Annotated in this window: 22 protein-coding genes and 3 pseudogenes; 19 read left to right on the top strand and 6 right to left on the bottom strand. The window is 59.7% G+C overall.

Going from position 1 to position 21,941, the window contains the following annotated elements; all coding sequences use genetic code 11:
- Nucleotides 1-212 precede the first annotated feature (212 nt).
- The 4 genes and pseudogenes from WOC76_RS24215 to WOC76_RS01705 all read left to right on the top strand — a co-directional run bounded on the left by WOC76_RS24215 (nt 213) and on the right by WOC76_RS01705 (nt 3,689).
- A complete protein-coding gene (locus tag WOC76_RS24215) occupies nt 213-764 on the top strand; it encodes an FAD-binding oxidoreductase (RefSeq protein WP_445730562.1) in 552 nt (183 codons plus the stop codon).
- Nucleotides 713-1,863 (top strand): IS3 family transposase gene (locus tag WOC76_RS01715; RefSeq protein WP_445730561.1). Its coding sequence is split into 2 segments (ribosomal slippage): nt 713-974 and nt 974-1,863, totalling 1,152 coding nucleotides; the frame shifts between segments, so codons are not numbered across the junction. Before WOC76_RS24215 ends, WOC76_RS01715 begins: the two co-directional genes overlap by 52 nt.
- Before the next feature lie 38 nt (nt 1,864-1,901).
- Nucleotides 1,902-2,009, top strand: a pseudogene (locus tag WOC76_RS01710) (FAD-binding protein); the annotation flags it as partial.
- Between the two features lie 3 nt (nt 2,010-2,012).
- Nucleotides 2,013-3,689 carry an FAD-binding and (Fe-S)-binding domain-containing protein gene (locus tag WOC76_RS01705; protein WP_341103014.1) on the top strand — a complete coding sequence of 559 codons (1,677 nt, stop codon included), beginning with the start codon at nt 2,013-2,015 and terminating at the stop codon, nt 3,687-3,689.
- On the opposite strand, the gene WOC76_RS01700 is transcribed toward WOC76_RS01705, so the two are convergent.
- Nucleotides 3,605-4,675, bottom strand: a complete 1,071-nt coding sequence (locus WOC76_RS01700; protein ID WP_341102464.1) for an IS630 family transposase — start codon at nt 4,673-4,675, stop codon at nt 3,605-3,607. The genes WOC76_RS01705 and WOC76_RS01700 overlap by 85 nt on opposite strands.
- A 13-nt stretch (nt 4,676-4,688) precedes the next feature.
- On the opposite strand from WOC76_RS01700, the pseudogene WOC76_RS24210 reads away from it, so the two are divergent.
- The 5 genes and pseudogenes from WOC76_RS24210 to WOC76_RS01685 all read left to right on the top strand — a co-directional run.
- Nucleotides 4,689-5,018: pseudogene (locus WOC76_RS24210) on the top strand (heterodisulfide reductase-related iron-sulfur binding cluster); the annotation flags it as partial.
- Nucleotides 5,019-5,217: 199 nt separating this feature from the next.
- Nucleotides 5,218-5,466, top strand: coding sequence for a heterodisulfide reductase-related iron-sulfur binding cluster (locus WOC76_RS24205; protein WP_445730575.1), 249 nt, complete (start codon nt 5,218-5,220; stop codon nt 5,464-5,466).
- A gap of 62 nt (nt 5,467-5,528) precedes the next feature.
- Nucleotides 5,529-6,572 (top strand): cupin domain-containing protein, encoded by a 1,044-nt coding sequence (locus WOC76_RS01695; RefSeq protein ID WP_445928451.1) that lies wholly within the window; start codon nt 5,529-5,531, stop codon nt 6,570-6,572.
- A 352-nt stretch (nt 6,573-6,924) separates the two neighbouring features.
- Complete coding sequence (locus tag WOC76_RS01690; RefSeq protein ID WP_341102462.1) at nt 6,925-7,212, top strand: hypothetical protein; 288 nt, start codon at nt 6,925-6,927, stop codon at nt 7,210-7,212.
- Nucleotides 7,213-7,336: 124 nt separating this feature from the next.
- Nucleotides 7,337-7,612, top strand: a complete 276-nt coding sequence (locus WOC76_RS01685) for an IS66 family transposase (protein ID WP_341102460.1) — start codon at nt 7,337-7,339, stop codon at nt 7,610-7,612.
- A 192-nt stretch (nt 7,613-7,804) separates the two neighbouring features.
- Here WOC76_RS01685 and WOC76_RS01680 read toward each other — a convergent pair whose 3' ends face one another.
- Nucleotides 7,805-8,482: a hypothetical protein gene (locus WOC76_RS01680; protein ID WP_341102458.1), complete on the bottom strand. Its 678-nt coding sequence runs from the start codon at nt 8,480-8,482 to the stop codon at nt 7,805-7,807.
- A 208-nt stretch (nt 8,483-8,690) separates the two neighbouring features.
- Here WOC76_RS01680 and WOC76_RS01675 point away from each other — a divergent pair, with 208 nt between their 5' ends.
- On the top strand, nt 8,691-9,050 hold the full coding sequence (locus tag WOC76_RS01675; RefSeq protein WP_341102456.1) for a hypothetical protein: 360 nt from the start codon (nt 8,691-8,693) through the stop codon (nt 9,048-9,050).
- 114 nt (nt 9,051-9,164) lie between these two features.
- On the opposite strand, the gene WOC76_RS01670 is transcribed toward WOC76_RS01675, so the two are convergent.
- Both WOC76_RS01670 and WOC76_RS01665 read right to left on the bottom strand, forming a co-directional pair.
- Nucleotides 9,165-9,506, bottom strand: a complete 342-nt coding sequence (locus WOC76_RS01670; RefSeq protein WP_341102453.1) for a hypothetical protein — start codon at nt 9,504-9,506, stop codon at nt 9,165-9,167.
- Between the two features lie 228 nt (nt 9,507-9,734).
- Nucleotides 9,735-9,850 (bottom strand): annotated as a pseudogene (locus tag WOC76_RS01665) (IS630 family transposase); the annotation flags it as partial.
- A gap of 540 nt (nt 9,851-10,390) precedes the next feature.
- Here WOC76_RS01665 and WOC76_RS01660 point away from each other — a divergent pair.
- Nucleotides 10,391-10,630: a hypothetical protein gene (locus tag WOC76_RS01660; protein WP_341102451.1), complete on the top strand. Its 240-nt coding sequence runs from the start codon at nt 10,391-10,393 to the stop codon at nt 10,628-10,630.
- 967 nt (nt 10,631-11,597) lie between these two features.
- On the opposite strand, the gene WOC76_RS01655 is transcribed toward WOC76_RS01660, so the two are convergent.
- A complete protein-coding gene (locus WOC76_RS01655; protein ID WP_341390108.1) occupies nt 11,598-13,391 on the bottom strand; it encodes a PHA/PHB synthase family protein in 1,794 nt (597 codons plus the stop codon).
- Between the two features lie 249 nt (nt 13,392-13,640).
- Between WOC76_RS01655 and WOC76_RS01650 the strand changes: the two genes are divergently transcribed.
- Together WOC76_RS01650 and WOC76_RS01645 are read left to right on the top strand one after the other, a co-directional pair.
- Nucleotides 13,641-15,035 carry an MmgE/PrpD family protein gene (locus WOC76_RS01650; RefSeq protein ID WP_341102442.1) on the top strand — a complete coding sequence of 465 codons (1,395 nt, stop codon included), beginning with the start codon at nt 13,641-13,643 and terminating at the stop codon, nt 15,033-15,035.
- Complete coding sequence (locus tag WOC76_RS01645) at nt 15,032-15,856, top strand: phosphosulfolactate synthase (RefSeq protein WP_341102440.1); 825 nt, start codon at nt 15,032-15,034, stop codon at nt 15,854-15,856. Before WOC76_RS01650 ends, WOC76_RS01645 begins: the two co-directional genes overlap by 4 nt.
- Before the next feature lie 336 nt (nt 15,857-16,192).
- Here the strand turns inward: WOC76_RS01645 and WOC76_RS01640 are convergent, their stop codons facing one another.
- A complete protein-coding gene (locus tag WOC76_RS01640) occupies nt 16,193-17,212 on the bottom strand; it encodes an AI-2E family transporter (RefSeq protein WP_341102437.1) in 1,020 nt (339 codons plus the stop codon).
- A 265-nt stretch (nt 17,213-17,477) separates the two neighbouring features.
- Here WOC76_RS01640 and WOC76_RS01635 point away from each other — a divergent pair, with 265 nt between their 5' ends.
- The 6 genes from WOC76_RS01635 (at nt 17,478) to WOC76_RS01610 (ending at nt 21,926) form a co-directional block, all read left to right on the top strand.
- Nucleotides 17,478-18,110, top strand: a complete 633-nt coding sequence (locus tag WOC76_RS01635; RefSeq protein ID WP_341102434.1) for a hypothetical protein — start codon at nt 17,478-17,480, stop codon at nt 18,108-18,110.
- A 10-nt stretch (nt 18,111-18,120) separates the two neighbouring features.
- Nucleotides 18,121-18,822 (top strand): hypothetical protein, encoded by a 702-nt coding sequence (locus WOC76_RS01630; protein ID WP_341102432.1) that lies wholly within the window; start codon nt 18,121-18,123, stop codon nt 18,820-18,822.
- 63 nt (nt 18,823-18,885) lie between these two features.
- On the top strand, nt 18,886-19,530 hold the full coding sequence (locus WOC76_RS01625; RefSeq protein ID WP_341102429.1) for a hypothetical protein: 645 nt from the start codon (nt 18,886-18,888) through the stop codon (nt 19,528-19,530).
- Between the two features lie 178 nt (nt 19,531-19,708).
- Nucleotides 19,709-20,866 (top strand): glycosyltransferase, encoded by a 1,158-nt coding sequence (locus WOC76_RS01620; RefSeq protein WP_341102426.1) that lies wholly within the window; start codon nt 19,709-19,711, stop codon nt 20,864-20,866.
- Nucleotides 20,863-21,336: an AI-2E family transporter gene (locus tag WOC76_RS01615; protein WP_341102424.1), complete on the top strand. Its 474-nt coding sequence runs from the start codon at nt 20,863-20,865 to the stop codon at nt 21,334-21,336. The genes WOC76_RS01620 and WOC76_RS01615 overlap by 4 nt, the downstream gene beginning before the upstream one ends.
- Complete coding sequence (locus WOC76_RS01610) at nt 21,333-21,926, top strand: AI-2E family transporter (protein ID WP_341102421.1); 594 nt, start codon at nt 21,333-21,335, stop codon at nt 21,924-21,926. Before WOC76_RS01615 ends, WOC76_RS01610 begins: the two co-directional genes overlap by 4 nt.
- Nucleotides 21,927-21,941: the final 15 nt, after the last annotated feature.

Genomic DNA, 21,941 nt, shown 5'->3' with positions numbered 1-21,941 from the left:
TTGTCCGCGGAAACGAAAACCACAGCGGGGAACGGCGGAGCTAACCTCTTTGGGACCTAGATAGGTTCTCGTTTACGACTTCTTTATTGATTAGGGCCTCCTTGCCTTTGGCGACGGCGCCTATAGAAAAAACAAGTGGAGTCAGGTTGCGGTTCGCGGCCCCAGCAAGAAGCTCGCTGGATCGTTGCTTAGCGACCGAACTGGAGGCTGCTATGAGAGCTGCCGATGTGTCGCAGTCGATCAGCCAAGACAGCGTGCGGGACGTGGCTCATGTCTTAAGCGCCCGCCTGGAAGGGGAGGTCCTGTTCGATAAGGGGAGCTGCGCGCTCTACGCGCATGACCTCTCCATTTACCGCCATGTCCCGCTCGGAGTGGTGATCCCCCGCCATAAAGACGATGTGATTGCAGCGGTTGCCGAATGCCGGCAGCGTGGGACTCCCATTTTCGGTCGCGGCTGTGGGACTAGTCTGTCCGGCCAAACGTGCAATGTCGCGGTAGTGATCGATCTCTCCAAATATATGAATACTGTCCTTCTAATTGATCCGGATCACCGCATGGCGCGAGTTCAACCTGGCGTCGTTTTCGACCAGCTGCGCGGCGCGGCCGAGAAGCATGGGCTAACCTTCGCCCCAGATCCAGCGACCCACGAATTGAGCTGCTGCCGGTTTCGTGGACACCGAGAAACGGTGTTTCATGAGGCCGGAGGTTGGTTATGGCGAGACGGATATTCAGTCGAGAGTTTAAGGTCGAGGCGGTTCGGTTAGTGAAGGAGCGCGGCGTCACGGTCGCGCAGGCCTGCCGCGATCTGGACGTGCACGAGAACGTGTTGCGGCGCTGGATTCGGGAATTGACGGTGGATCCCGCGCAGGCCTTCCCCGGCCACGGCCAGCAGAAGCCGGAGCAACAGGAACTCGAGCGACTGCGCCGTGAAGTCGCCAAACTGCGGGCGGAGCGCGACATCCTAAAAAAGGCCGCAGCCTTCTTTGCGAGGGAAGCGAAATGAGATTCGCCTTCGTCGCGAAGCACCGGAATGTCTGGCCGGTGGCGTGGCTCTGCGAAGCGCTGGACGTCTCCCGATCGGGCTTTCACGCCTGGCTGCGTCGCGGGCCGAGCCCCCGGTCGATCGCCGACGAGGAGCTGACAAGGAAAATCCGCGTGAGCTTCGTGGGCAGCGCCCGAACCTATGGCGCCCGCCGCGTCTGGCGGGACGTCCTCGCGGAGGGTGTTTCCTGCGGCCTCCACAAAATCGAGCGGCTGATGCGGGCGAACGCTTTAAGGGCGCGGCCACGTCGCCGCGGCCTTCCGAAGGACGAGGGGCAGAGATCAATGGTCGTTGCGCCGAATGTCCTTGACCGGCAATTCGCGGCGGAAGCGCCGAACCGGAAATGGATCGCGGACTTCACCTATATCTGGACAGCGGAGGGCTGGCTGTATGTCGCCGCCGTCATCGACCTCTTCTCCCGGAGGGTCGTCGGCTGGTCGATGAAGGCCGAGATGACCGCGCAGCTCGTCACCGACGCGTTGATGATGGCGATCTGGCGCCGCGGCAAGCCTGACGCCTTGCTGCATCACTCTGACAGGGGCAGCCAATATACGAGCGAGCAATTCCAGCGCCTGATGGCCGACAATGGCGTCGTTTGCTCGATGAGCCGGTCCGGCAATGTCTGGGACAACGCCGCGATGGAGAGCTTCTTCTCCTCGCTGAAAACCGAGCGGATCGGCAAAAAAGTCTACCGCACGCGTAACGACGCCCGGGCAGATGTCTTCGATTACGTCGAACGGTTCTACAACCCCGTCCGCAGGCATTCGACGATCGGCTACATTAGCCCGGTTGAGTTCGAGAAGAAGGTGGGGGTAACTTAACTCGGTGTCCACGAAACCGGCAGCAGCTCAAATATTGCACCCTCGGTGGAATGATCGGCAACAACAGTTGCGGGGCTCATTCCGTCATGGGCGGAAAAACAGTCGATAACACCTGCGAGCTTGAAATCTTGACCTATGACGGCGAACGCATGACGGTCGGTAGGACGCCGCGGGATGAGCTTCAGCGCATCATCGGGGCAGGTGGTCGTAAAGGCGATCTTTACGCCAAACTCAAATCGCTGATCGATCGTTCTGGCGACCACGTCAGGCAGGAATACCCGCGCATCCCGCGACGAGTGTCCGGCTACAATCTGGACCAGCTCCTTCCGGAGAATGACTTCCATGTTGCGCGAGCCTTGGTCGGCTCCGAGGGGACATGCGCCCTGACGCTTGAAGCGACCTTGAACCTCACGCCCAGCCCCCCGTATAGGGCGTTACTGCTCATGGGCTACGGCGATTGGGGTACAGCTGGCGATCACGCGCCTGCAATAGTTCAGCAGAAGCCAATCGCGCTGGAAGGGTTCGATGTACATGTTCTCGAAAACATGCAGCGCAAGGGTGAAGAGCCAGCGGGGCGTAAGCAGCTGCCCGAGGGCCGGCTTTGGCTGCTCGCCGAATTCGGTGGGGAAAGCCAGGCGGAGGCCACTGGGCGAGCCGATGCCGCGTTGAAGGCCCTTAAAGGTAAAGTCGGCGAAACAGAAATGCGCGTGATTGGCGAGCCGGCCGATCAGAAGGCCATTTGGTCGATCCGCGAAGCGGGGGTCGGCGCCAGTCGGGTTCCAGGGAGGGAGGATAGCTGGCCCTCATGGGAAGACACCGCGGTCTCCGTCGAGAGGCTCGGCGACTATCTCAGGGATTTCCAGAAACTCATCAGCCGCTACCAATACAATTGCACCATGTTCGGCCACTTTGGCCAAGGCTGCCTGCACACACGCTTCGATTTCGATCTGAAGAGCGAGCCAGGCGTCAGGAAATTCCGGCGCTTTTTGGAAGCAGGAGCCGATCTTGTGGCCGAATACGGGGGCTCGCTACCGGGGGAGCATGGCGACGGGCAAGCAAAGGCGGAACTACTCGGGCGGATGTACGGCCCCGCGCTGCTGAGCGCCTTCAGGGAGTTCAAGGCAATCTGGGACCCCGACTGGAAACCTAATCCGGGAAAAATCGTCGACCCTTATCCGCTTGACGACAATTTGCGCACCGGACCGGATTACAGGCCGTGGAGGCCGCAGACGCATTTTCAATTTCCGGAAGACGGCGGATCAATCGCGCAAGCGGCCGAGCGTTGTTTTGGCGTTGGCCTTTGCCGGAGCCTTTCAGACAAGCGGACGATGTGCCCGAGTTTCGCTGCGACCCGGGATGAACGCCACACTACCCGTGGGCGCGCGCATTTGTTGTTCGAGCTCTTTCGAGGCGACAGCCTCGGCGATGGTTGGCGTAATAAAGCTGTGAAGGACGCTCTGGATCTCTGCCCCCAATGCAAAGGCTGTAAGGGAGACTGCCCTGTAAAGGTGGACATGGCGACTTACAAGGCTGAATTTCTGTCGCATTATTATGAGCATTGTCAGCGCCCGCGTTCGGCCTACGCCGCAGGCTATGTGCACCGCTGGGCCCCGTATGCGTCCCGCCTCGCTCCAGTTTTCAATGTCGCAACGCAGACCACCGGGCTTAGACAGGTCGCCAATATGATCGCCGGATTCCAATACGGAGTGGCGCTCCCGAAAATAACGTCTAGTACCCAGAATCACTGTTCCGCGAAACAAGGTTTGAGGCGTTTTTGGTGGACTTCGCTTTTGGTCCAGACGAACGGCCTTGCGGTTTCATTGTAGCTTTCGATGAACGCCTCGATATGGGCGATGAGTTCGGGGACGCTTTGGAACGAGGCTCCGTTCAGCGATTTGCCCGAGAGGATCGAGAACCAGATTTCGACTTGATTGAGCCAAGAGGCGTGCGTCGGCGTGAAGTGGAAATGCACGTTCTTGTGGCGTTTGAGCCACATGTCGCGCCGGGGCTTGTGGGTAGCGAGATTATCCAGAACGACATGGATTTCCTTGTCGGGATGAGCGGCGACGACCTTGTTCATGAAGTCGAGGAACTCGACGCGACGGCGGCGCTTGTAATGTTTGCCGACGACCTTGCCGCTCTCGAGATCGAGCGCTGCGAAAAGTGTTGTCGTTCCGTGCCTTTTGTAATCGTGCGATTGACCGATCAGGGCGCGTCCGTTCGGCAGCTTCAAATAACCCTGCGAGCGTTCCAGTGCCTGGATCGACGGTTTTTCGTCCACTGCGAGCACGATGGCGTTCTCGGGCGGCGCCATGTAGAGCCCGACTATCTCAGCGGCCTTGGCCGCGAACTCAGGGTCGTTGCTGACGCACCAGGACTTGCGGCCCGACAGGTCGATCTTGTGCGTGCGCAGGAAGCGCCAGACATATTGGACATTGACGTCGCCAAGCGCTTTGGCGACGAGCGGTCCCGTCCAGTTGGCGTAGCCTTCCGGGGGTTTGCGATTGAGCAAGGCCAGGATGCGCCGGTCGGTCTCCTCGTCGTATTTAGGCGCCGCGCCGCGCTCGCCGACTTCCGAAAAACCGGCAAGCCGATCCTCGGCGTAGCGCACGCGCCATTTCGACGCCGTGCCGGTGGTGCATCCGAGCGCGCGGCCAATCGCCCGGGTAGCGGCGCCCTCGGCCGCCATGAGCACGATTTTCGCCTTCAGACGCGTGCGATGCTCCGTTCTGGTCGAGCGCGCCAAGCCCTCGAGCTCGATCCGCTCTTCATCTGTCAATTCAATTGGCGTCGCTTTCAACTGGCTGCTCATGCAGCCTTGAATCATGACTCATCAATCAGCGATAGTGGGTACTAGCCCTTTCGTCGATTGGTTCAACAAACGCCGACGCCCCGCGCGGGTAGGGATCCCCGTGCTATTATGGCCTGACACCTTCAGCAATTACTTCAGGCCGGAGGTTGCACAAGCGGCCGTGCGGGTACTCGAAGCCGCTGGCTACGAGGTCAAAATCCCAAACGAACGGTTATGCTGCGGGCGGCCCCTCTACGAGTTCGGTTTTCTTGACGAGGCGAAAAGAGGGCTGCAGAAAATTATGCATTCGCTCGAGGAGCATATGGACGCGGGCACACCCGTAGTAGGCTTAGAGCCAAGTTGCGTCTCGGTGTTCCGAGATGAACTCACGAACCTCTTCCCTGACGACGCCTACGCCAAGCGGCTTGCTTCGCAAACGAAACTGCTTTGCGAGTTCCTCGGCGACGAGCCGAATTATACCCCTCCAAGCCTCCACGGGAAGGCGATCATCCACGTCCATTGCCACCAGAAAGCGGTGCTGAAAGGGGGCTTCCGAGGCCGATATCCTACAGCGCGCCGGCTTGAAGAGCGAGACGCTCGAAACAGGCTGCTGCGGCATGGCAGGCTCGTTTGGCCTTCAGCATCCGGAGCTGTCAGAGAAGATCGGCGAAAGAGCGCTTTTTCCGGCGGTTCGAGAAGCCGATTCCGACACGCTCGTGATCGCGAGTGGCTTTTCATGCCATCATCAGATTGCGCAGCATACGGGCCGAGTCTCCTTACATTTCGCAGAGGCGCTCGCCCTTGGCCTTTAATCGCTCTGCGTCCCGAAAATCCGGATGCCGGCGAAGCGCGCCGGAGATAGAAAGTGAGAACGATGCGTAAGAAACGAGAACTTCGCGATGATCCACTTCAAAGCGTCGCTATAATGGGGCCACGCAATGACGCGCTGGAGGCTCAAAATCCAGACCTTCTAAGGTCGCCCTCAACTGACGCGGGAACTGTTCCTAATCTGAAGTTCTCTTTTTCCGCGGCTCACAACCGAGTGACCAAAGGGGGGTGGGCGCGTGAGATTACGGAACGCGAGTTGCCGATCGCGACAACAATCGCTGGCGTAAACATGGCTTTGAACCCCGCCGGTATCCGTGAATTGCATTGGCACAAGCAGGCCGAGTGGGGCTTTATGCTGGCCGGCAGCGCGAGGATAACGGCCGTCGATCCACAAGGCCGCAATTTTGTGGATGACGTAAACGTTGGCGATCTGTGGAATTTTCCTCCGGGCATACCCCACTCGATCCAGGGCCTCGCAGAAGGCTGCGAGTTTCTCTTGGCCTTCGACGACGGCAACTTCTCGGAAAATGAAACCTTCTTGATCTCCGATTGGTTTGCGCATACGCCGCGCGGGGTGCTGGCGAAGAACTTCGGGGTTCCCGAAAACGCTTTCGCCAATATCCCGATCGACATCGCGCGAGCAAGGTGGATTTTCCAAGGGAAAATCCCGGGGCCGCTGACCTCGGACAAAGTCGCATCGCCTGCCGGTCCAGCGCCACTCCAGTATAGCTACCGGCTACAGGCGCAGGCGCCCCTCAAAACGGCTGGGGGGCAGGTGCGAATCGTCGACTCTCGCAATTTTCCCGCTGCGAGCACAATCGCTGCGGCGTTGGTCGAACTGGACCCTGGTGGGATGCGTGAGCTGCATTGGCACCCAAACGCCGATGAATGGCAATATTACATCGGCGGACGCGGACGCATGACGGTATTCGCCTCGAGCGGCAAGGCGCGGACTTTCGATTATCGAGCTGGCGATGTGGGATATGTGCCCTTCGCCATGGGTCACTATGTGGAGAATCTCGGCGATGAACCGTTGCGATTTTTGGAGATTTTTAGGAGTTCGTATTTTGCCGATGTTTCCTTGAATTAGTGGATGGCGTTGACGCCACCAGAACTGATCGACGCTCATCTCAATCTCGGGCCCGAGATTATTGCGGCCCTCAGCAAGGACAAACCCGTCGCAGTCCGCTCGACACAGCTATAGGCAGTTCCCCAGTTGGCTAATTGGCGGCCGAAAGAGTCCTCTTGTTACGTGCCCTCGAATCATGCGCTATTTTCTCTGGGAATGAACCATTCCTCCCAGGCCGCATAGCAAACAGCGACGAATATAGGAACTAGTGGCTAATCGCGGGAGTTAGAAGGGCAAATCGTTGGCGGGAGTCCTGGGTTGGCCCTACGGCTCTAACCCCACGTGGTTCCATCGCTTGGCGTGGAGAAGCTCGATGGAAGTGGCTGCGGTTTCGCTTTTTCTGATCGCTTCAGTCGGCGCATTTCTCGCGGTTGTCGCGGCGCTCGTAGTGCTACGTCCCCAAAGAGAACGGGCGGCTATTTCCCCCGACGCTATGAAGCAATTTGTGATTCTCGCCTCCGTCTTATCTCTCGTCTGCATTGTCCTTTACATCATAGCCGAATACACAACTATTGAAAAAAGCGCATCGAATGGGTCAATGATTCGGCAATCCGGATTCGTGCGTGCGACCATTGCCTTGGCGTCGGCGTCGCCAATCTAACGCCTTTCGGTTCCAACATCCACGCCCTGGCGATTTACCTAAAAGAGACGCAACTGTTTTCCTACGAACGGCTGCGGCGCTTCCTCACGGATGTCTGCGGCCTTGCCCTCAGCGAGGGCGCGATATGTTCCGGCGTTCCGCGGCGGCCTTTGCTGCGCGCCGGGAGCAGGTGTTGGCGGCGCCTCGGGAGGCGCGCTTTTTGGCGAGCGACGAGACAGGCGTCCGCATCGAGGGCGTCAACGCCTACCGTTGGGTCTTTCATTGTGCGCAAGCTGTCGTCCATGGTGCCGCCTTCACGCGCGGCGCCATCGTTGTGCACGAGACGGTGGCCGGGCATCGCCCCGAAATCTGGACGTCCGACCGCTACAGGGCGCAGCAAGGGCACGCCACGCGGCAGTAGACCTGGCTGACGCATTTGAAGCGCAAGGCGCGCCTCGCCGACGAGACTGGCGAGGGCTTCGTAGCCTGGCGCATTAGGATCTGGCTCGATCGCGTCTTTGCGCTGGCGCGGGATATCGGCGCGCTTGCGCCTTCCACGATGCAGGTGCGGCGGCGGCGCTCCCGACACAAACAGCGCGTCTAATATATTCCGCTAGTCGGCGTCAGGGACCGTGCTTGCGTCAGTTGTAGGCTGTTTCGAAGCCGAGCCATATGTATCGATGCCCTTGCCCCCGAGGGGCGGCTGCGACTGCAGATTACTTTCTAGCCGGTAAAAGTCTTCCCACCTGGGACGTCTAATGAGTTCAGATTTAAGGGCCGTTAGCTGTACGAATAAGTCGGAGGTCGTTGCGTATTTGTTGAGGTCACTCGCCTTCGCGAATTGATGGAGATCAGATTGCAAAGAAGCCATTCGCTGGTTCACATCTGCAACCTTTGCATAGGCTGATAAGTCCGTTTGTGTCGCAGACTTAGCCAATTCGGTTTTGAGAGACGACAGTTGGTCACGAAAATCCGAACCTCTCACGAAGTTTTGGAGATCGCTTGTCTTTGCATATTGCGCCAAATCAGTTTGGAAGGAGGCAATTCGTTGGTTCAGCTCGGAAAGTTCTGAAGATCTGGCTTTGTCGGTTTCGGTGGAGGATCTCGCCAATTGTGCTTTTAGCGATTCCAGTTGCTCGTTGAATAGTTGATTAATCTTGGCCAAACACGCGATTCGGGAAGTTACACGACCGTTGCTCGGATCGCAGGGAAGGACCGCCGCGTTGCCACGAGCTCCAAAACCGACACCGGCTAATAAGCCTATTATGAGAAGCGTCCTTGACTTGCGCATCGCAGGCTCCCTGAGATGTAGGAACCCTCGGCGGCGTAGGGAAAGCGGCCGCAAAATTGTTCCGCGCATAAGAAACCTCTCAGGCAGAATAGATGTTCCTTTCCGGGGACGTCTAGGAATATCAATTCTGCGCTGAGGCAGACTCGCGCAGTTGACTCCCCGGAGCAGTCGGCTTCGGGTTCGAACTTGCGAAGGGAGGAAGTTTGCCATGGCGGCCGCTATCGGATATCGCAAGACATCAACGCAAAGATTGCTCGGGCTCTTGCCAAGCACGAAAGAGGGGCCACAAGCGCGCCGGCTCCTAGCTTTTTTGGCGATCTACGAGGGCGCAACGCGCAACGAGGCTGCCAAGATCGCTGGAGTGACGCTCCAGATCATTCATGACTCGGTTTCGCGCTTCGACGCGCTTGGTCCTGACAGTCTGGTGGATCGCAAGGATCTTTGGCATCGAACGAAGCAGGCCCTCCTGAGCGAAGGCCGCACCATTGTCGAATTGGGCAGGGTCGAAGATAGCAACCCTGACAGAGATGCTCTCCTTCGCGGTCGTGCCGGCGAGACGGGCCACTAATGTTTACGCGGGCTTTTTGTTCATGCAAGACAAGACAGGCGTTTGCGCTTGCAAATGGTTGAGACTTACCCGGAGCGGCGGGCGACGTTTAAAGACGGTTGGCAGAGACCTTCGTTAGTTCGTGGCGAGGGCCGATGCGGCGACTGCGATTAACACCTTTGCTATTCGTAGGCCGAACAGCATGATGATAGCTACGCCCATGGCGTTCAGCATGATCTGGCCGATAGGATGCATAGTTGAAGGGTTCCTTCGACGCCCTGCCAATATCACTTGAAAGAACCCCTCAAAAAGACAAGGGGCGTTCCCGGCCACCGCCTCAAGGAGTTCAGAGACCGTCGGCGCAGCTACAGTACCCGTAATCAACCAATTTTTTTGACTCCTGGGTTCGATTATTCCGTAAGAGGGCGTTTGCGAGAATGAAGAGCTTGCGATAACGGCTGTAATGACGATCTTCACAAGATTTTCCCGTGCTGATTATAGGCGGCCGTGAACTGAGGGGTTGGCTTTTTGCTGGCGGCGTCGATCTCTTGGATCCTCGTCTCAGGAAGCCCCGAGGTCGACGTAGCGGCTTTGCAGAAAAGCGCCTTGAGCTTTGAGAAGGCTTTTCTATTGAGCTGAGGTCAGCGCTGTAGGGTGGCAGGTAAAACAGCGTCGCGCCTGCGGGCTCGATCACGGCCCTTGTGGCTGTCCGTCGAGCCACGCTTGGCGGCGCTTCAGGACGTCAGGGTGGTCTTGCTCGCTCGCATGTGTAGTCTTCTTTCCGCGTGATCATATGGCGAGCGAATAAGCGTCAAAATGGGCCCATGCTCAGTCGATGGCCCGCTCGGCGACTCGTGCCTGAAGCTCCTTCGGGGTCGGCTGCAGCTTTTCTCGATGAGCGGCAGGACCAGGCTCCTCTGTTCATCTATGCGCGCCAGCCAACGATCCCCACCACACCTATACGAGGCCGGAGTGCGGGCCCCTTCCTGCCATTGACGCCGTTTCATCCGAGGTCCCGTCGCTGGCACGATGGAGGCCGGTGAGACCGCAAGAGCGGGCGGTGGCGATCACAAGGCGGATCACGCGTGTTGGTAAAGTTGATGCGAGGACTTGGCAACGAGGAGACCATTATGAAAGGTCGTGTTATCTTCGTCGGCTGCTATGCTATGGACAAGCAGCGGGCGCTGCCGAGGCGCTTCGCGTCACGGACGCGTTTGTAGGCGTCTTGCATGATAGTGCGGCCGTCGAAGCCCTTGCTCGTGGTCTGCCCCGCGTAGTGGTTTGAAGGCGCCAGGGAAGCTGGCTTCAGCCTGGAGGAACAAACGGTTTTCCTTGCCAGTTGTGAGTCAGAGGAACGCACGATGAAAACATCAGTGGCTTTATTCTGCATCTCACTAAGCGTCTTAGTGCCAAGCGAAGCGGCTATCGCAAAAGGATGTGTCAAAGGGGCAATCGTCGGCGGCATTGCCGGTCACTACGCGGGCCACCACGGAATCCTGGGTGCAGTAGGCGGCTGCCTATATGGTCGTCATCTTGCACACCAGCGCACCGCCAAACGACATTCACCTGTTCCCTACCACTATGGGCGCGGCTGGACCTGAGGGCGGGAACCGGCCCTCCCTCTCTCGGGTAGCAAGATCTCCCGTACTCGGAAAGTGCGGCCGTCTAACCCGGCAGGATCCTCGATGCGTTGGATTACGACATAACCGTGCGAATGCAAGGGCTGTCGTGCGCTCCTGAAATCAAAGGCGGGACATTGTTTCTTCTGCTGCTTTAACGGCGCGCACCCTCCAGTTCAAGAAAAGTGCTTTGCCGCCGCATTTCCTCCAGCGCTCAGACACACGGTTGGGCATCAATGGTGATGCGCTACGTCCTCTTGCTGCAGGCCGTGACGCTTGAATTCATTCTCCATAGCCTGGAATCTTTTTGCTGAAATTTGTGACAGGCCTCGGACGAAGCCGACAACATTCCAGATGTCCTCGTCGCTATGTAACAACCCAAATGCTGCATCCCGGTCATCTTGACCCCGTTTTTGATGATCTAAAACAATTGTGCCGTCGATCGTTGCTTAACTGTGTCGGCGAGGTTTGGGGGCTGGGGGCCATACCTTTGCTAACGGGTGTGCGTTCCTTACCCGGCGCTGAACGGCAGATGATGCGCAAGCTCACGCGACAACGCGGGTTCATTACAAAACACGGGGCAGTGTTCAGCTTTAGGGCGCCTCCGCACAAGCCTTGTCAAACAGGCGCAGAGTCGTCACTAGATCGGAGACATACTCATCAGCCCCCAGCTCTGAAAATCTCCGGATGTCACCCATAATCATGCACCGGACGTTCTGATGTCCGCGGTGGATATTGCAGAGGTAAGAACTTAGCATTCTCACGGGTCGGCCCGAATCCCGCGTCTCGGCCGACACAGGCTCGTTTTTTGAATTCCGCATCAGATACTCCCAGTGTCGCGCCAATTGAGGATACCTGCGTCCTCCGGAGGAGAAACCTGTGGAAATTACGAGAGCCATGCTGCAATGCAGAACGCCGAACCGAATAGCAGTTGTTCCGAGAGGCTTATTCAGGGTTCCATCACATAGCTGCCAGGCGCGTCCCATGGCGCAGCATACCCCTTATTGGGCGCGCCCATGGGCGGCGGCACGGTCACCGGGGCTGATAGCTTTCCGAGCCAATCCACCCATTCAGGCCACCAGGCGCCCTCTCTCGTCGCGGCGGCCTCCTGCCACGCATCCGGATCGATATAGTTTTGCCGCTCCTTATGGGTCGCAATTTGGTAATGCCGTCGAGGGTGGCCGGGCGGACTGACGATGCCGGCGTTGTGACCGCCATTCGACAAGACAAACGTTACGTCGGCGTCCGTAAGCATTTGTATTTTATAAACGGAACGCCAGGGTGCGATGTGATCAGACACGGTGCTCACTGCGAAGATTGGCGTGCGAATGTCGCGCAGAGAGATTGGATGGCCTTCGATCACGAAGCGACCCTCGGCGAGGTCATTATCGAGGAAGAGATTGCGTAGATACTCCGAGTGCATTCGATAGGGCAGGCGCGTCGGATCGGCGTTCCAAGCCATTAAGTCGACCATGCCCGGCCGCTCGCCCAGCATGTAGCTCCGAATGATCGCAGACCAAATCAGGTCGTTTGATCGGAGAAACTGAAAGGCGCCAGCAAGCTGCTTGGTGTCTAGGTAGCCGTTCTCGGCCATCATGTCTTCAAGGAGGCTGACTTGCGCCTCGTCAATGAACAACATGAGCTCGCCCGCCTCCGTGAAATCCACCTGCGCGGCAAAGAGGGTGATGCTGCGGATGCGACGGTCGCCCGTCCGCGCCATCGCCGCCGCCGCAAGCGCGAGCAAGGTTCCGCCAAGACAATAGCCGACGCAATGGACCCGCGCGGGAGTGATCTCCCCAATCGCCTTCATCGCAGCCATCAGCCCCAGGCGCCGGTAGTCGTCGAGCCCTAGATCGCGGTCTTCTTTCCCGGGGTTTTTCCAGGAAATCATAAACACGGTATATCCGTGCGAGACGAGATATCGGACAAGAGAGTTTTCGGGCGAGAGGTCCAGAATGTAATATTTCATGATCCATGCCGGCACGATCAAGATGGGTTCGGGATGGACTTCCTCCGTCATCGGCGCATATTGGATCAGTTCGATAAGCCGGTTGCGGTAAATCACCTTCCCCGGCGTCACGGCGACATCGCGTCCAACCTCGAACGCCTCGGACCCGGCCGGCTTGTCTCCGGCGGCGAAGCTCCTGGCGTCCTCCAAGAAATTCAGCGCGCCGCGCCAGAAGTTGCTCCCGCCATGATGGATCGTCGCGTCGATGACGTCAGGGTTCGCGAAGGGAAAGTTCGTCGGCGACATCACGTCCAGGATCTGGCGCGCGAGGAAAGAAAGGACGTCCTCGTGATGCTCGGAGACGCCGTAGACGTTCGTCATTGCCTTATGCCACCACTGCTGGGTCAGCAAAAAGCTTTGCTGGAACAGGTTGAACGGCCAATGTCGCCAGCCTTCGCCGGCGAATCGTCGGTCCTGTGGCAAGGGATCGATGCAGAACGCGGCGCCCGGGTCGATCGAGGCGCGCAGGCAATATTCGCTCAATCGAATCCATTGCCGTAAGGCTCTTTCGCTCAACTCGACCTGCTTGTCCGGCGAGAGCAAGAGGTGCAACGCCCAGTCGGTATAGGTTTGGATGAGCGCGGCGGGCGATATGCCCATGGTCGATTGCGCGATGGCCGCGTGAAAAGGTCGATCGAAGGAGAAAGGCTTGCGCTGCTCGGAGCGCAATGCAACCTGGCTCGACGGCAAACGCCTCTTTGCCTCCTTTAATTCCCAGGACGAAGGGCGGCGCATGTCTTGGGCCGTCACGGAAGAATTTATTCCAACGTTTTCGCCGACCCCGATTTCATCGCTTCGATGCGGCACGATCCATGCTCCGGCTTCACATTCGGTTTTTGCTTAACTGGAGGGTGACTCGTCGCGTGGAGAGATATCTTCCAAGCACTGCTCGCTAGAACACGCCCCTCGCCGTCCTAAATAGCGTCCCATCCATGCGAGTGGACAAGCTCAAAGCCATTTTATCAGCCTGGGAGGTGTCCGTCGGTGACCGAAGCTGGCGAACTTGCAGCCTTCGTCGAACGCGCGCAATTCAGCGACCTTAGCAATAAGGCAATCGCGCAGCTCAAGATACGCGTCCTCGACACCGTCGGCGTTGCTGTCGGGGCGCTCGGCGCGGCGCCCTTGCGGGCGATCCGCGACTTGACCGACAAGCTTGGCGGTTCGCCGCTTGCGACGCTGATCGGCGGCGGGATGACGGCGCCCGACCGAGCGGCTTTCTACAACGGCGCGCTCAGCCGCTATCTCGATTTCATGGACAGCTACATCGCCAGAGGCGAAACCTGCCATCCGTCGGATAATCTCGCGGCTGTGATGGCCGCCGGCGAAATGGCGCGCGCAAGCGGCGCCGAATTTCTGACCGCGCTGGCGATCGCCTACCAAATTCAAACACGCCTGAGCGACGTGGCCCCGGTGCGTCAGAAAGGCTTCGACCATACGACGCAAGGCGCCTATGCGGCGGCGGCAGGGGTCGCCAAGGCGTTGCGTCTGCCGCGCAATCAAATTGCGAACGCTATCGCCATCAGCGGCGCAGCCAATATTGCTCTCAGAGTCACGCGTACCGGGGCCTTGTCGAATTGGAAGGGGCTCGCTTATCCGAACATGGCCATGGCGGCGACCCACGCCGCGCTCCTCGCGGCCCATGGCGTCACCGGGCCGCGGGCTGTCTTCGAAGGAAACAAGGGCTTCAAGGAGACGATCAGCGGACCCTTCGAGATCCGTTGGCTCGAGGAAGATCTCGAAAACGTCAGACAAACGGCGCTGAAGAAGCACAACGCCGAGATCCATGCGCAAACCGCCATCGAGGCGGTGCTCGACCTTCGCGCCCCGCCCGGCTTCCACGCAGACGCCATAAAAGCCGTAAGGCTCGAAACCTTCGCCGTCGCCTATCAGATCATCGGCGGTGGCGAGGAGGGCGACCGGCATGCCGTCGGCACGAAGGAGGAGGCCGACCATAGTCTCCCCTATCTGCTCGCTGTCGCGCTCATCGACGGTAGGGTGCAGCCAGAGCAGTTTGAGCGGACGCGCATCGTCGCGCCGGATGTGCAACGGCTGCTGCGCAAGGTGACCGTGACGCCCGTTCCCGCCTTGTCGGCCCTGTTTCCCGCAAGGCTTCCCGCCCGGCTTGAGATCGAATTCGCGGACGGCGCGAGGCTGCGCGCGTCGCGCGACGATTATCGCGGTTACAACACCGATCCCTTCGACTGGGCCGACGCGCGCGCAAAGTTCGATTTCCTGGTGAAACCGTTCGCTCCACCACAATGGGCGGAAGAAGTCGTCGGTGTCGTTCATGGCCTCGACGAGCGGCCCCTCGACGATCTCACGAAGCTCCTGGCCTGCGCTGGCGCGGCCACCCTCCCGCAAAATGGTGAGCCATCATGACGGAAACGACCTTCTCCTTCATTCCGCGCGCCGCCCGCTCCGAAAAACCCCGGAAAACTGGCCTGACGGAAATTCGCGGGCCTTACTACAGCGCCTATGGGCCGCGCCATCTCGCCGATGTGCTCGAGACCATGGGCGCTTGGGTCGACGGCGTCAAATATGCGGGCGGCTCGTTCGCGCTCATGCCCCCTGAGGCCGTAAAGGCGATCAACAAGGTCGCCCATGATCACGAAGTCTACGTCTCGAGCGGGGGATGGATCGAGAATGTCCTGCGTTTCGGGCCGGAGGCAGTCGCCCACTACATCGAAGAGGCGAAGACACTTGGCTTTGACATAATTGAAATCTCGGCGGGCTTCATCAGCCTGCCAATGGACAGCATGTTGCGGCTCGTCGAGGCGGTCAAGAAGGCCGGATTGAAAGCGAAGCCGGAACTCGGGATTCAGTTCGGCGCGGGCGGCGCGACCGCGGCGGCCGAACTTGAAGCCGAGGGGACGAAAGACGTCGGCTGGCTGATCGCCCAGGGCAGAGCGCTGCTCGCCGCGGGCGCGGACATCCTCATGATCGAGAGCGAAGGCATCACCGAGAGCGTTACAGCTTGGCGCACGGGCGTGGCGGCCGCGATCATCGAGCAACTCGGACTCGATAAGGTGATGTTCGAAGCCGCAGATCCGCCTGTCTTCGAGTGGTACGTCAAGAACTACGGCAATGAGGTGAATCTCTTCGTGGACCACAGTCAGATCGTCCAGCTCGAGGCGCTTCGGTCCGGGATATGGGGAACCAAAAGCACCTGGGGGCGGATCCAGAATATTGGGCTTGTCTGATTGACAGCCAGCCGCTATATGCCTCCACCCTTCGAGGCTAAAATCACGCGAGCTTTAACATTCGCTTGCTCGTTAAGGCGTGAATGATTATGGCGCAAAACAGCCCTATTTGGTAACGGCGCGCGCAACGACGATACGACGAAGGTCGGCCACAAAATAAATTGAAAGTCCAATCGAATCGTATCCTGAAATCGACACCGTTGACGCTTGTGTTGGACAGCCGCGGAAAAAGCCGCGGTAGAAAGTCGCGCGCCGTTGCGACCCAAACCCATCCAAGGACCAGCCGCTGGACGCGTCATCATCACAAGAAACCGCGCGCCTCCCGATGAGGCTACGTCATTTTTCGCCGGGAAGCGACGTCCGCTCTCCGAGCATGTCGCGCACGTAAAGCTTACTGACGAGCACGAAGAGGATCACGGTGATCGGCGCCGCGAAGATTGCGCCGATCCACCCGAACAGCGCCGTTATCGTTGCAATGCTCAGCAGCATCACGGCAGGGGGGATATAGGTCATTTGCCTCTGGATCAGGGGCATGACCAGCTGGCCTTCGGCCTGGTGGATGAGAAGATAGGCGACGATCGTCCAGATGACTGCGGGAACATTCACCGTGACCGCGACCAGTATGGCCGGCAACGCCGAGAGGATCGGGCCGAGATAAGGAATGAACTCCAGGACGCCGGCAATTACGCCGAGCGCGAGCGGGGAGGGAAGCCCGATGAGCAGAACGGCCGTGCCGGTAAGAGCGCCGATAATGAACATTTGAACGAGCTGGCCAAGTAGCCAGAGGCGCAGCCCGTCCCCGAGGTGATCGAGGATGTCGTTCATTTGGTTCCGCCAGCCATGGGGAGAGAGCTTGAATATTCCCGCGCGATAGAGCGAGGGCTGCGCGGCGAGATAGACGCCAGCGAAAATCGTCACCAGAATCGCCAGGAAAAACGTCGCGCTGACGCGAAAAACGCCGCCGACAAGCTGGCCGACCGGAACATTTGCATTTTCAAGATGACGCATGATCGTCTGGCCGAAAGGCGACCCTTGCATTGCCGCCACGGCGCTGTGCCTCGCGTCCTCGATCCGGCCGAGCACCACGTCGAGATCAGAGATCACGCCGGAGCCGAACAGATAGCCGGCGCCGCCAATGACGCTGACGATCAGCAGTCCGGAGAGCATGAGCGCGAGGCTGTACGGGAGCTTTATCTTGCGGAACGGAGCCGCGCCCAAGCTCAACAGTGTGGCGACCAGCAAGGCGCCAACCGTGATCAAAATCACGTCGAAGAGATACCAGACCAGAACCGGCGCAAGCGCCAGGCAGATGAATATCGCCGCGCGTTTTTTAAATTCTGTGGCCGTCGTCGTCATCCCAGCAGCCTGATGCTCTGACTTGTTCGCGGCCCGCCACTTGCTGTGAACCTTTTCGTCGCGGGCCGGTTCCACGCGCACCGCTGCGCGCGAACGTTGCCGAACGTCAAGAGCGCTGCTCGGGGTCGTGTAGGCAGACTGCGCAATTGGAACCAATATTTTCCACCCGCCGCCTCGCTTGCCAGTGGGATTCATGGTCCCACACTAGTGATCAGCCGTTCCACGATGGGCCGGCGTCGCGCCCATTGGCAATGGAGTGAAGCCTATGTCTATCACCTTCCGCGAAACCCGATCATATAAGGGAGCGGCTGGGGTCGGGCTGTTGGACGCAGCGGCCGGCGTTGCGACGGTGGTCCTTGCGATCTGCGGCCTTGCGGGCGTTTATCCGCCGATACTGACGTCAGCCGCCGTGGTAGTGTTGGGCGTGGAGCTGGTCGCCCGCTCCGGGATGATCATATCGGGCATTTCCTTGGCGGCCAGGGACCCCAATGCGGATCTCGCCCTAGTGAGCGAATATGGCGGCGGCCTCGCGGCGCTGTTGCTGGCTGGCTTCGGGGGCGTCACCCTCGGGATTCTCGCGCTTCTCGGCATTGCCCCGCAAATTTCGGCGGCGGTCGCCGTCATCGCCTTCGGCGTCGCCTTCGTTTTGAGCAACGGCAGCGGTTCGCTTCTGCTCGACGCGGGTTCGGCGGAAGGGGCTGCCTCTGAGGAAAGCGTGCCGGCGATCGCCGGACTAGCGTCGCTCGTGCTCGGCGTTCTGGCGCTCGTGCAGATGGACAAGATGGCGAGCAGCCTCTCGCTCATTCTCGTGGCGCTGCTCATTCTCGGCGCCGGCGCCATGGTCTCGGGCGGCGGCCTCGGGCTGATGATGCAAAGCCTGACGCGGCCGAGGGCATAAGGGGGCATAAATGCGGCCTTCTCTTGATGATGCGCCAGGAGGCGTCGCCTCGGAAATCTTCGAAGCGATCGCGAGCCTCGGCGCGGCCGTGTTAGCGATCTGCGGACTCGTCGGAATTTATGCGCCAATCATGGCCGCAGTCGCCACCATCGTGTTCGGCGTGGCGCTAGCGGCGAATGGCGCGAGAAACCTGCGCGATTACGATCAAATTATCGCCGATGGCGTTGGGGCCTCGAGCGGCCCGCTGCGCTTCTCGGTTCTCGTCGCCGGTGTCATGGGCGCGGCGCTCGCGATTTTTGCGCTCTTTGGCGCCGATCCCGCGGTCCTGACGCCTCTCGCAAGCGTGATTTTTGGCGCGGGCGTCGTTTTGAAGAGCAATATCGCCTGGGAGCTCTCCTCGCTCAGACTCGTCGGCGCGACGCACGGCGCCGAACGATTGCGGCGACGCGGCGCCTTCAATTCGATCGGCAATTATGCGGCCGGAGTGGCGCTCTCCGGACTTGCCTCGGGCGCGCTTGGCGCTATCGCCATGGCCGGCGGGCCAAATGATCTTGCGCTCAATCTCATCGCTATTGTGGTCGCGGCGTTCACGCTCGCTTTGGGGAGCCGGATCGCGGTGACCGTGATGGCGCTGCTCGCGCGTCCAATTTCGCTCATGGGTAATCGTGCGTCAGTTGCGCGTAAGCTTTGGCGGGACGACGGACTGCGTTAGCTGTGTTCCGGGTCGGAAAATGCTGGAAGGATCGAAGAAATGTCAATCGCACCTGAAACTCCCATGCAAGAAAATACTACGGTCGCTCTCGGTGGATTGGTCGACGCCATTGGTGGACTCGCCACCGCGGTCCTGGCGATCTGTGGCCTGGTGAATATCAATCCGCCGGTCATGGTCGCCGCGGCGACGATCGTGTTCGGCGTGGCCTTGCTCCTCCAGGCTAGCGCCTGCGTGGCGGCATTCACGCAAATCGCGACAGCCAGCGGCAGCTCCTTTGCAATGGAGCCGGGCGGCAATGTAGCCGCCGTTCTTCTTATTGGCGCGGCAGGGATCGTGCTTGGCATTCTCGCTCTGCTGGGCATCGGCGCCGGCTCCATGCTCCCCGCCGCCGTGATCGCCTATGGGGTCGCCATGATCCTTGGAAGCAGCTTGCTTCCCCAACTCCATGCGATGCGACACACCGCGCAGGCGAGAGTTCTCGGTGCACGCGGTTTCGCGGGTAGCGACATTCTCGTGTCGCAGATCGCGACCGGATCGGCTGTTGGCCAGTCGCTCGCGGGCCTCGCGGCGATTGTGCTCGGAATCCTCGTGCTGGCCGGCCTTAATCACCCAGCGCTTATTCTCGTGACGCTGCTGGAACTCGGAGCAACGCTGGTCGTCACGGGCGGCGCGCTGACGGCGATGATCCTCGGCGCGATACAGCGCTGATCGTTCGCGCGATCATTTTTTTCGGGCCGCGCCGCTCGGCCCCATCGATGGCGAACGAGGCGATATTAGCAGGGGACATCGAGCGCCGCGGCGACCGAAAACGCCTTTGGGCTCGTTGTCCTCAACTCGCATGAATTGCGATGGATGCTTTCACTCTTTGTCCGAACGAGGAAGCGGAATGGAGCTTGTCATTACCTGCATTTGGGCGGCCGCCGTCGCCGTTTTGATCTGCCGAGCGATAGCGCAACGCCAGCTCCTTCCGGACGCGCGCGGAAATGTATCGTCGCCGCCGCCGTCGGATGCGAGCGTTCTCGTCGTCGTGCCGGCGCGAAACGAGTCCCTCAATATCGCTGCCTGCATCGATGGGCTATCGCGCCAGACCTATCCCAGATCGCGCCTTTTCGTTCGAGTCATCGACGACCATTCGAGCGACGACACTTGGCGTATCGCGCACGCGGTGACGTCTCGACACGAAGGCTTTTGCGCTTTTGCCAGTCCGCCGCTGCCACCGCGCTGGGTTGGGAAATCGCACGCATGCTGGATCGGCGCGACGCAGGATATCCCGCAATCGCCGGAATGGATATGTTTTATCGACGCCGACGTCGTGGCGGAGCCCGGGCTGTTGGCCACTGCGGTCAAGCAGGCCGAGGCGCGATCGCTGGATCTCCTCTCGCTCACGCCGAAGCAAATTTTGGGAACATGGACGGAGAGACTTGTGCTGCCCTGCGGGCTTTATTGCCTGGCCTTTTGTCAGGACATGAAGAGACTGCAATCGGAACAGTGCGAGGACACAGCTGTCACCGGCCAGTTTCTCCTCGTCCGGGCCGAAGCGTATTTTGCGATTGGCGGGCACCGAGCCGTCTCCAGCGCCATCTGCGAGGATGTCGCGCTTGCCCGGAGGCTGAAGCGGCACGGCGGGCGCGTCGCCCTTCTTGACGGGCGCGAGCTGCTCTCCGTGCGCATGTATCGCAACTGGGCTGCGCTGAGCGCAGGTCTCGCCAAGAATCTCGTCGAAACATTTGGGGGCCCTGTCCGCACAATTTGCACCGCGATTGGGCCCCTCCTTCTTGCCTGGGCGGCGTTCATCGTTCCACTTATAGACGCTTCCGCATGCGCGCAGCAGGCGCCGTTCGCCTGCGGCGCATTCGGCCTTGCGCTCGCGGCCTCCGCGGCCGCATTCGGACGCCACCTCACCGGGGCCCGCTTCTTGGGTATTCCCCTGTGGTACGGGCTTCTTTTTCCGCTCGGGTATTCGCTCGGCGCCTGGATCGCGGCACAAAGCCTACAGTGGTGGATTAATGGCGGGATTATCTGGAAAGACCGGGTCTATCGATGACACAGAAAAGAAGCGGGCTTTTTGGACTCCCGGCGCAAGGGAATGCGAGCGGCGCGGCGTTCATCGTTGCCTTTGCAATTTCTGTGATTGTCTTCCATGAGTTGCGATGGGCGCTTCTGCCTTTCGTCCTCGCTGGCCTGTTGGCCTATCTCTGCAATCCGTTTGTCGACTGGATTTCCTCCACATTTGGGTTCTCGAGGCTCCGAGCGGCGGTCGCCGTCTTCGTTGCGCTTTTGGCGATCGTGTTTGCGGCAGGGTGGCTGGGCTTTCCGCCGCTTTGGCGCGAGCTCGGGCGCCTCGTTACCGACCTGCGGTCGATACTGGAGAGTCTCGCGCATAGCCTTGTCGACGACCGGACGGTGGTGATTTTGGGAGAAAACATGGATGCGGCGCAGATTGCAGAGTCCGCGACGAGCAGTCTGCGCGACTGGGTTGGCCAAACCGGCCGCGCACTGAATTGGCCACAATGAGCTTCGCCGCCCTTTTCGGAGGAATTCTCGTCCTGGTGCTCTTATTTTACCTGCTGGCGCAAGGGCCGGAAATCGTGCGGGGCGTTCTCTGGCTCGCGCCGCCGGAGAAGCGACTGATGATCGAGCGAGTCTGGTCCCGGCTTGGGCCGTTGCTCTGGAGGTATGTCCTTGGCGTCCTTATTGTCGTCGCTTTTACGACACTCGCCGCTTACGTCGGACTCGGACTCGTGCTCGGCTTGAGGCACGCCCTCTTTCTCGTCTTGCTCACTGGTTTCCTCGAGATGATCCCCGTCCTAGGGCCGGGCGCATCGGCGCTCATCGGCGGTCTTGTCGCCATCCAAAACGCAACAGGACTTGGCCCCGTGGTCGCCTATGCCGTCTATGTGATTTTCCTGCGACTGACGATCGACCAGCTGCTTGGCCCATTGGTGCTCGGCGCCGCCGCGACGCTCAGTCCGGTGGTGATTATTTTCTGTTTCCTGGTGGGTGGAACGCTTTTTGGCGTTCCGGGGATTATCCTCGCGGCTCCCTTGGCCCTGACCATCAAGACCTCGATCGCCGTGTTGCGCGACGATACGCCGGGAGGATGAGTCCGATGTCTCTCC

This window comes from Methylocystis sp. IM3 (assembly GCF_038070105.1).
GTDB lineage: Bacteria > Pseudomonadota > Alphaproteobacteria > Rhizobiales > Beijerinckiaceae > Methylocystis.
Note: the sequence above shows the minus strand (reverse complement) of the source record. Positions and strands in the feature narration are given on the sequence as shown.

Bases quoted from the DNA above. Each gene is read 5' to 3' on its own strand.
- WOC76_RS01690 (WP_341102462.1), top strand. From the start codon at position 6,925: ATGGAAGTGGCTGCGGTTTCGCTTTTTCTGATCGCTTCAGTCGGCGCA.
- WOC76_RS01625 (WP_341102429.1), top strand. From the start codon at position 18,886: ATGCAAGAAAATACTACGGTCGCTCTCGGTGGATTGGTCGACGCCATT.
- WOC76_RS24215 (WP_445730562.1), top strand. From the start codon at position 213: ATGAGAGCTGCCGATGTGTCGCAGTCGATCAGCCAAGACAGCGTGCGG.
- WOC76_RS01620 (WP_341102426.1), top strand. From the start codon at position 19,709: ATGGAGCTTGTCATTACCTGCATTTGGGCGGCCGCCGTCGCCGTTTTG.
- WOC76_RS01610 (WP_341102421.1), top strand. From the start codon at position 21,333: ATGAGCTTCGCCGCCCTTTTCGGAGGAATTCTCGTCCTGGTGCTCTTA.
- WOC76_RS01675 (WP_341102456.1), top strand. From the start codon at position 8,691: ATGGCGGCCGCTATCGGATATCGCAAGACATCAACGCAAAGATTGCTC.
- WOC76_RS01645 (WP_341102440.1), top strand. From the start codon at position 15,032: ATGACGGAAACGACCTTCTCCTTCATTCCGCGCGCCGCCCGCTCCGAA.
- WOC76_RS01695 (WP_445928451.1), top strand. From the start codon at position 5,529: ATGCGTAAGAAACGAGAACTTCGCGATGATCCACTTCAAAGCGTCGCT.
- WOC76_RS01700 (WP_341102464.1), bottom strand. From the start codon at position 4,675: ATGAGCAGCCAGTTGAAAGCGACGCCAATTGAATTGACAGATGAAGAG.
- WOC76_RS01660 (WP_341102451.1), top strand. From the start codon at position 10,391: ATGAAAACATCAGTGGCTTTATTCTGCATCTCACTAAGCGTCTTAGTG.
- WOC76_RS01655 (WP_341390108.1), bottom strand. From the start codon at position 13,391: ATGCGCCGCCCTTCGTCCTGGGAATTAAAGGAGGCAAAGAGGCGTTTG.
- WOC76_RS01680 (WP_341102458.1), bottom strand. From the start codon at position 8,482: ATGCGCAAGTCAAGGACGCTTCTCATAATAGGCTTATTAGCCGGTGTC.
- WOC76_RS01635 (WP_341102434.1), top strand. From the start codon at position 17,478: ATGTCTATCACCTTCCGCGAAACCCGATCATATAAGGGAGCGGCTGGG.
- WOC76_RS01640 (WP_341102437.1), bottom strand. From the start codon at position 17,212: ATGACGACGACGGCCACAGAATTTAAAAAACGCGCGGCGATATTCATC.
- WOC76_RS01685 (WP_341102460.1), top strand. From the start codon at position 7,337: ATGTTCCGGCGTTCCGCGGCGGCCTTTGCTGCGCGCCGGGAGCAGGTG.
- WOC76_RS01630 (WP_341102432.1), top strand. From the start codon at position 18,121: ATGCGGCCTTCTCTTGATGATGCGCCAGGAGGCGTCGCCTCGGAAATC.
- WOC76_RS01705 (WP_341103014.1), top strand. From the start codon at position 2,013: ATGACGGTCGGTAGGACGCCGCGGGATGAGCTTCAGCGCATCATCGGG.
- WOC76_RS01615 (WP_341102424.1), top strand. From the start codon at position 20,863: ATGACACAGAAAAGAAGCGGGCTTTTTGGACTCCCGGCGCAAGGGAAT.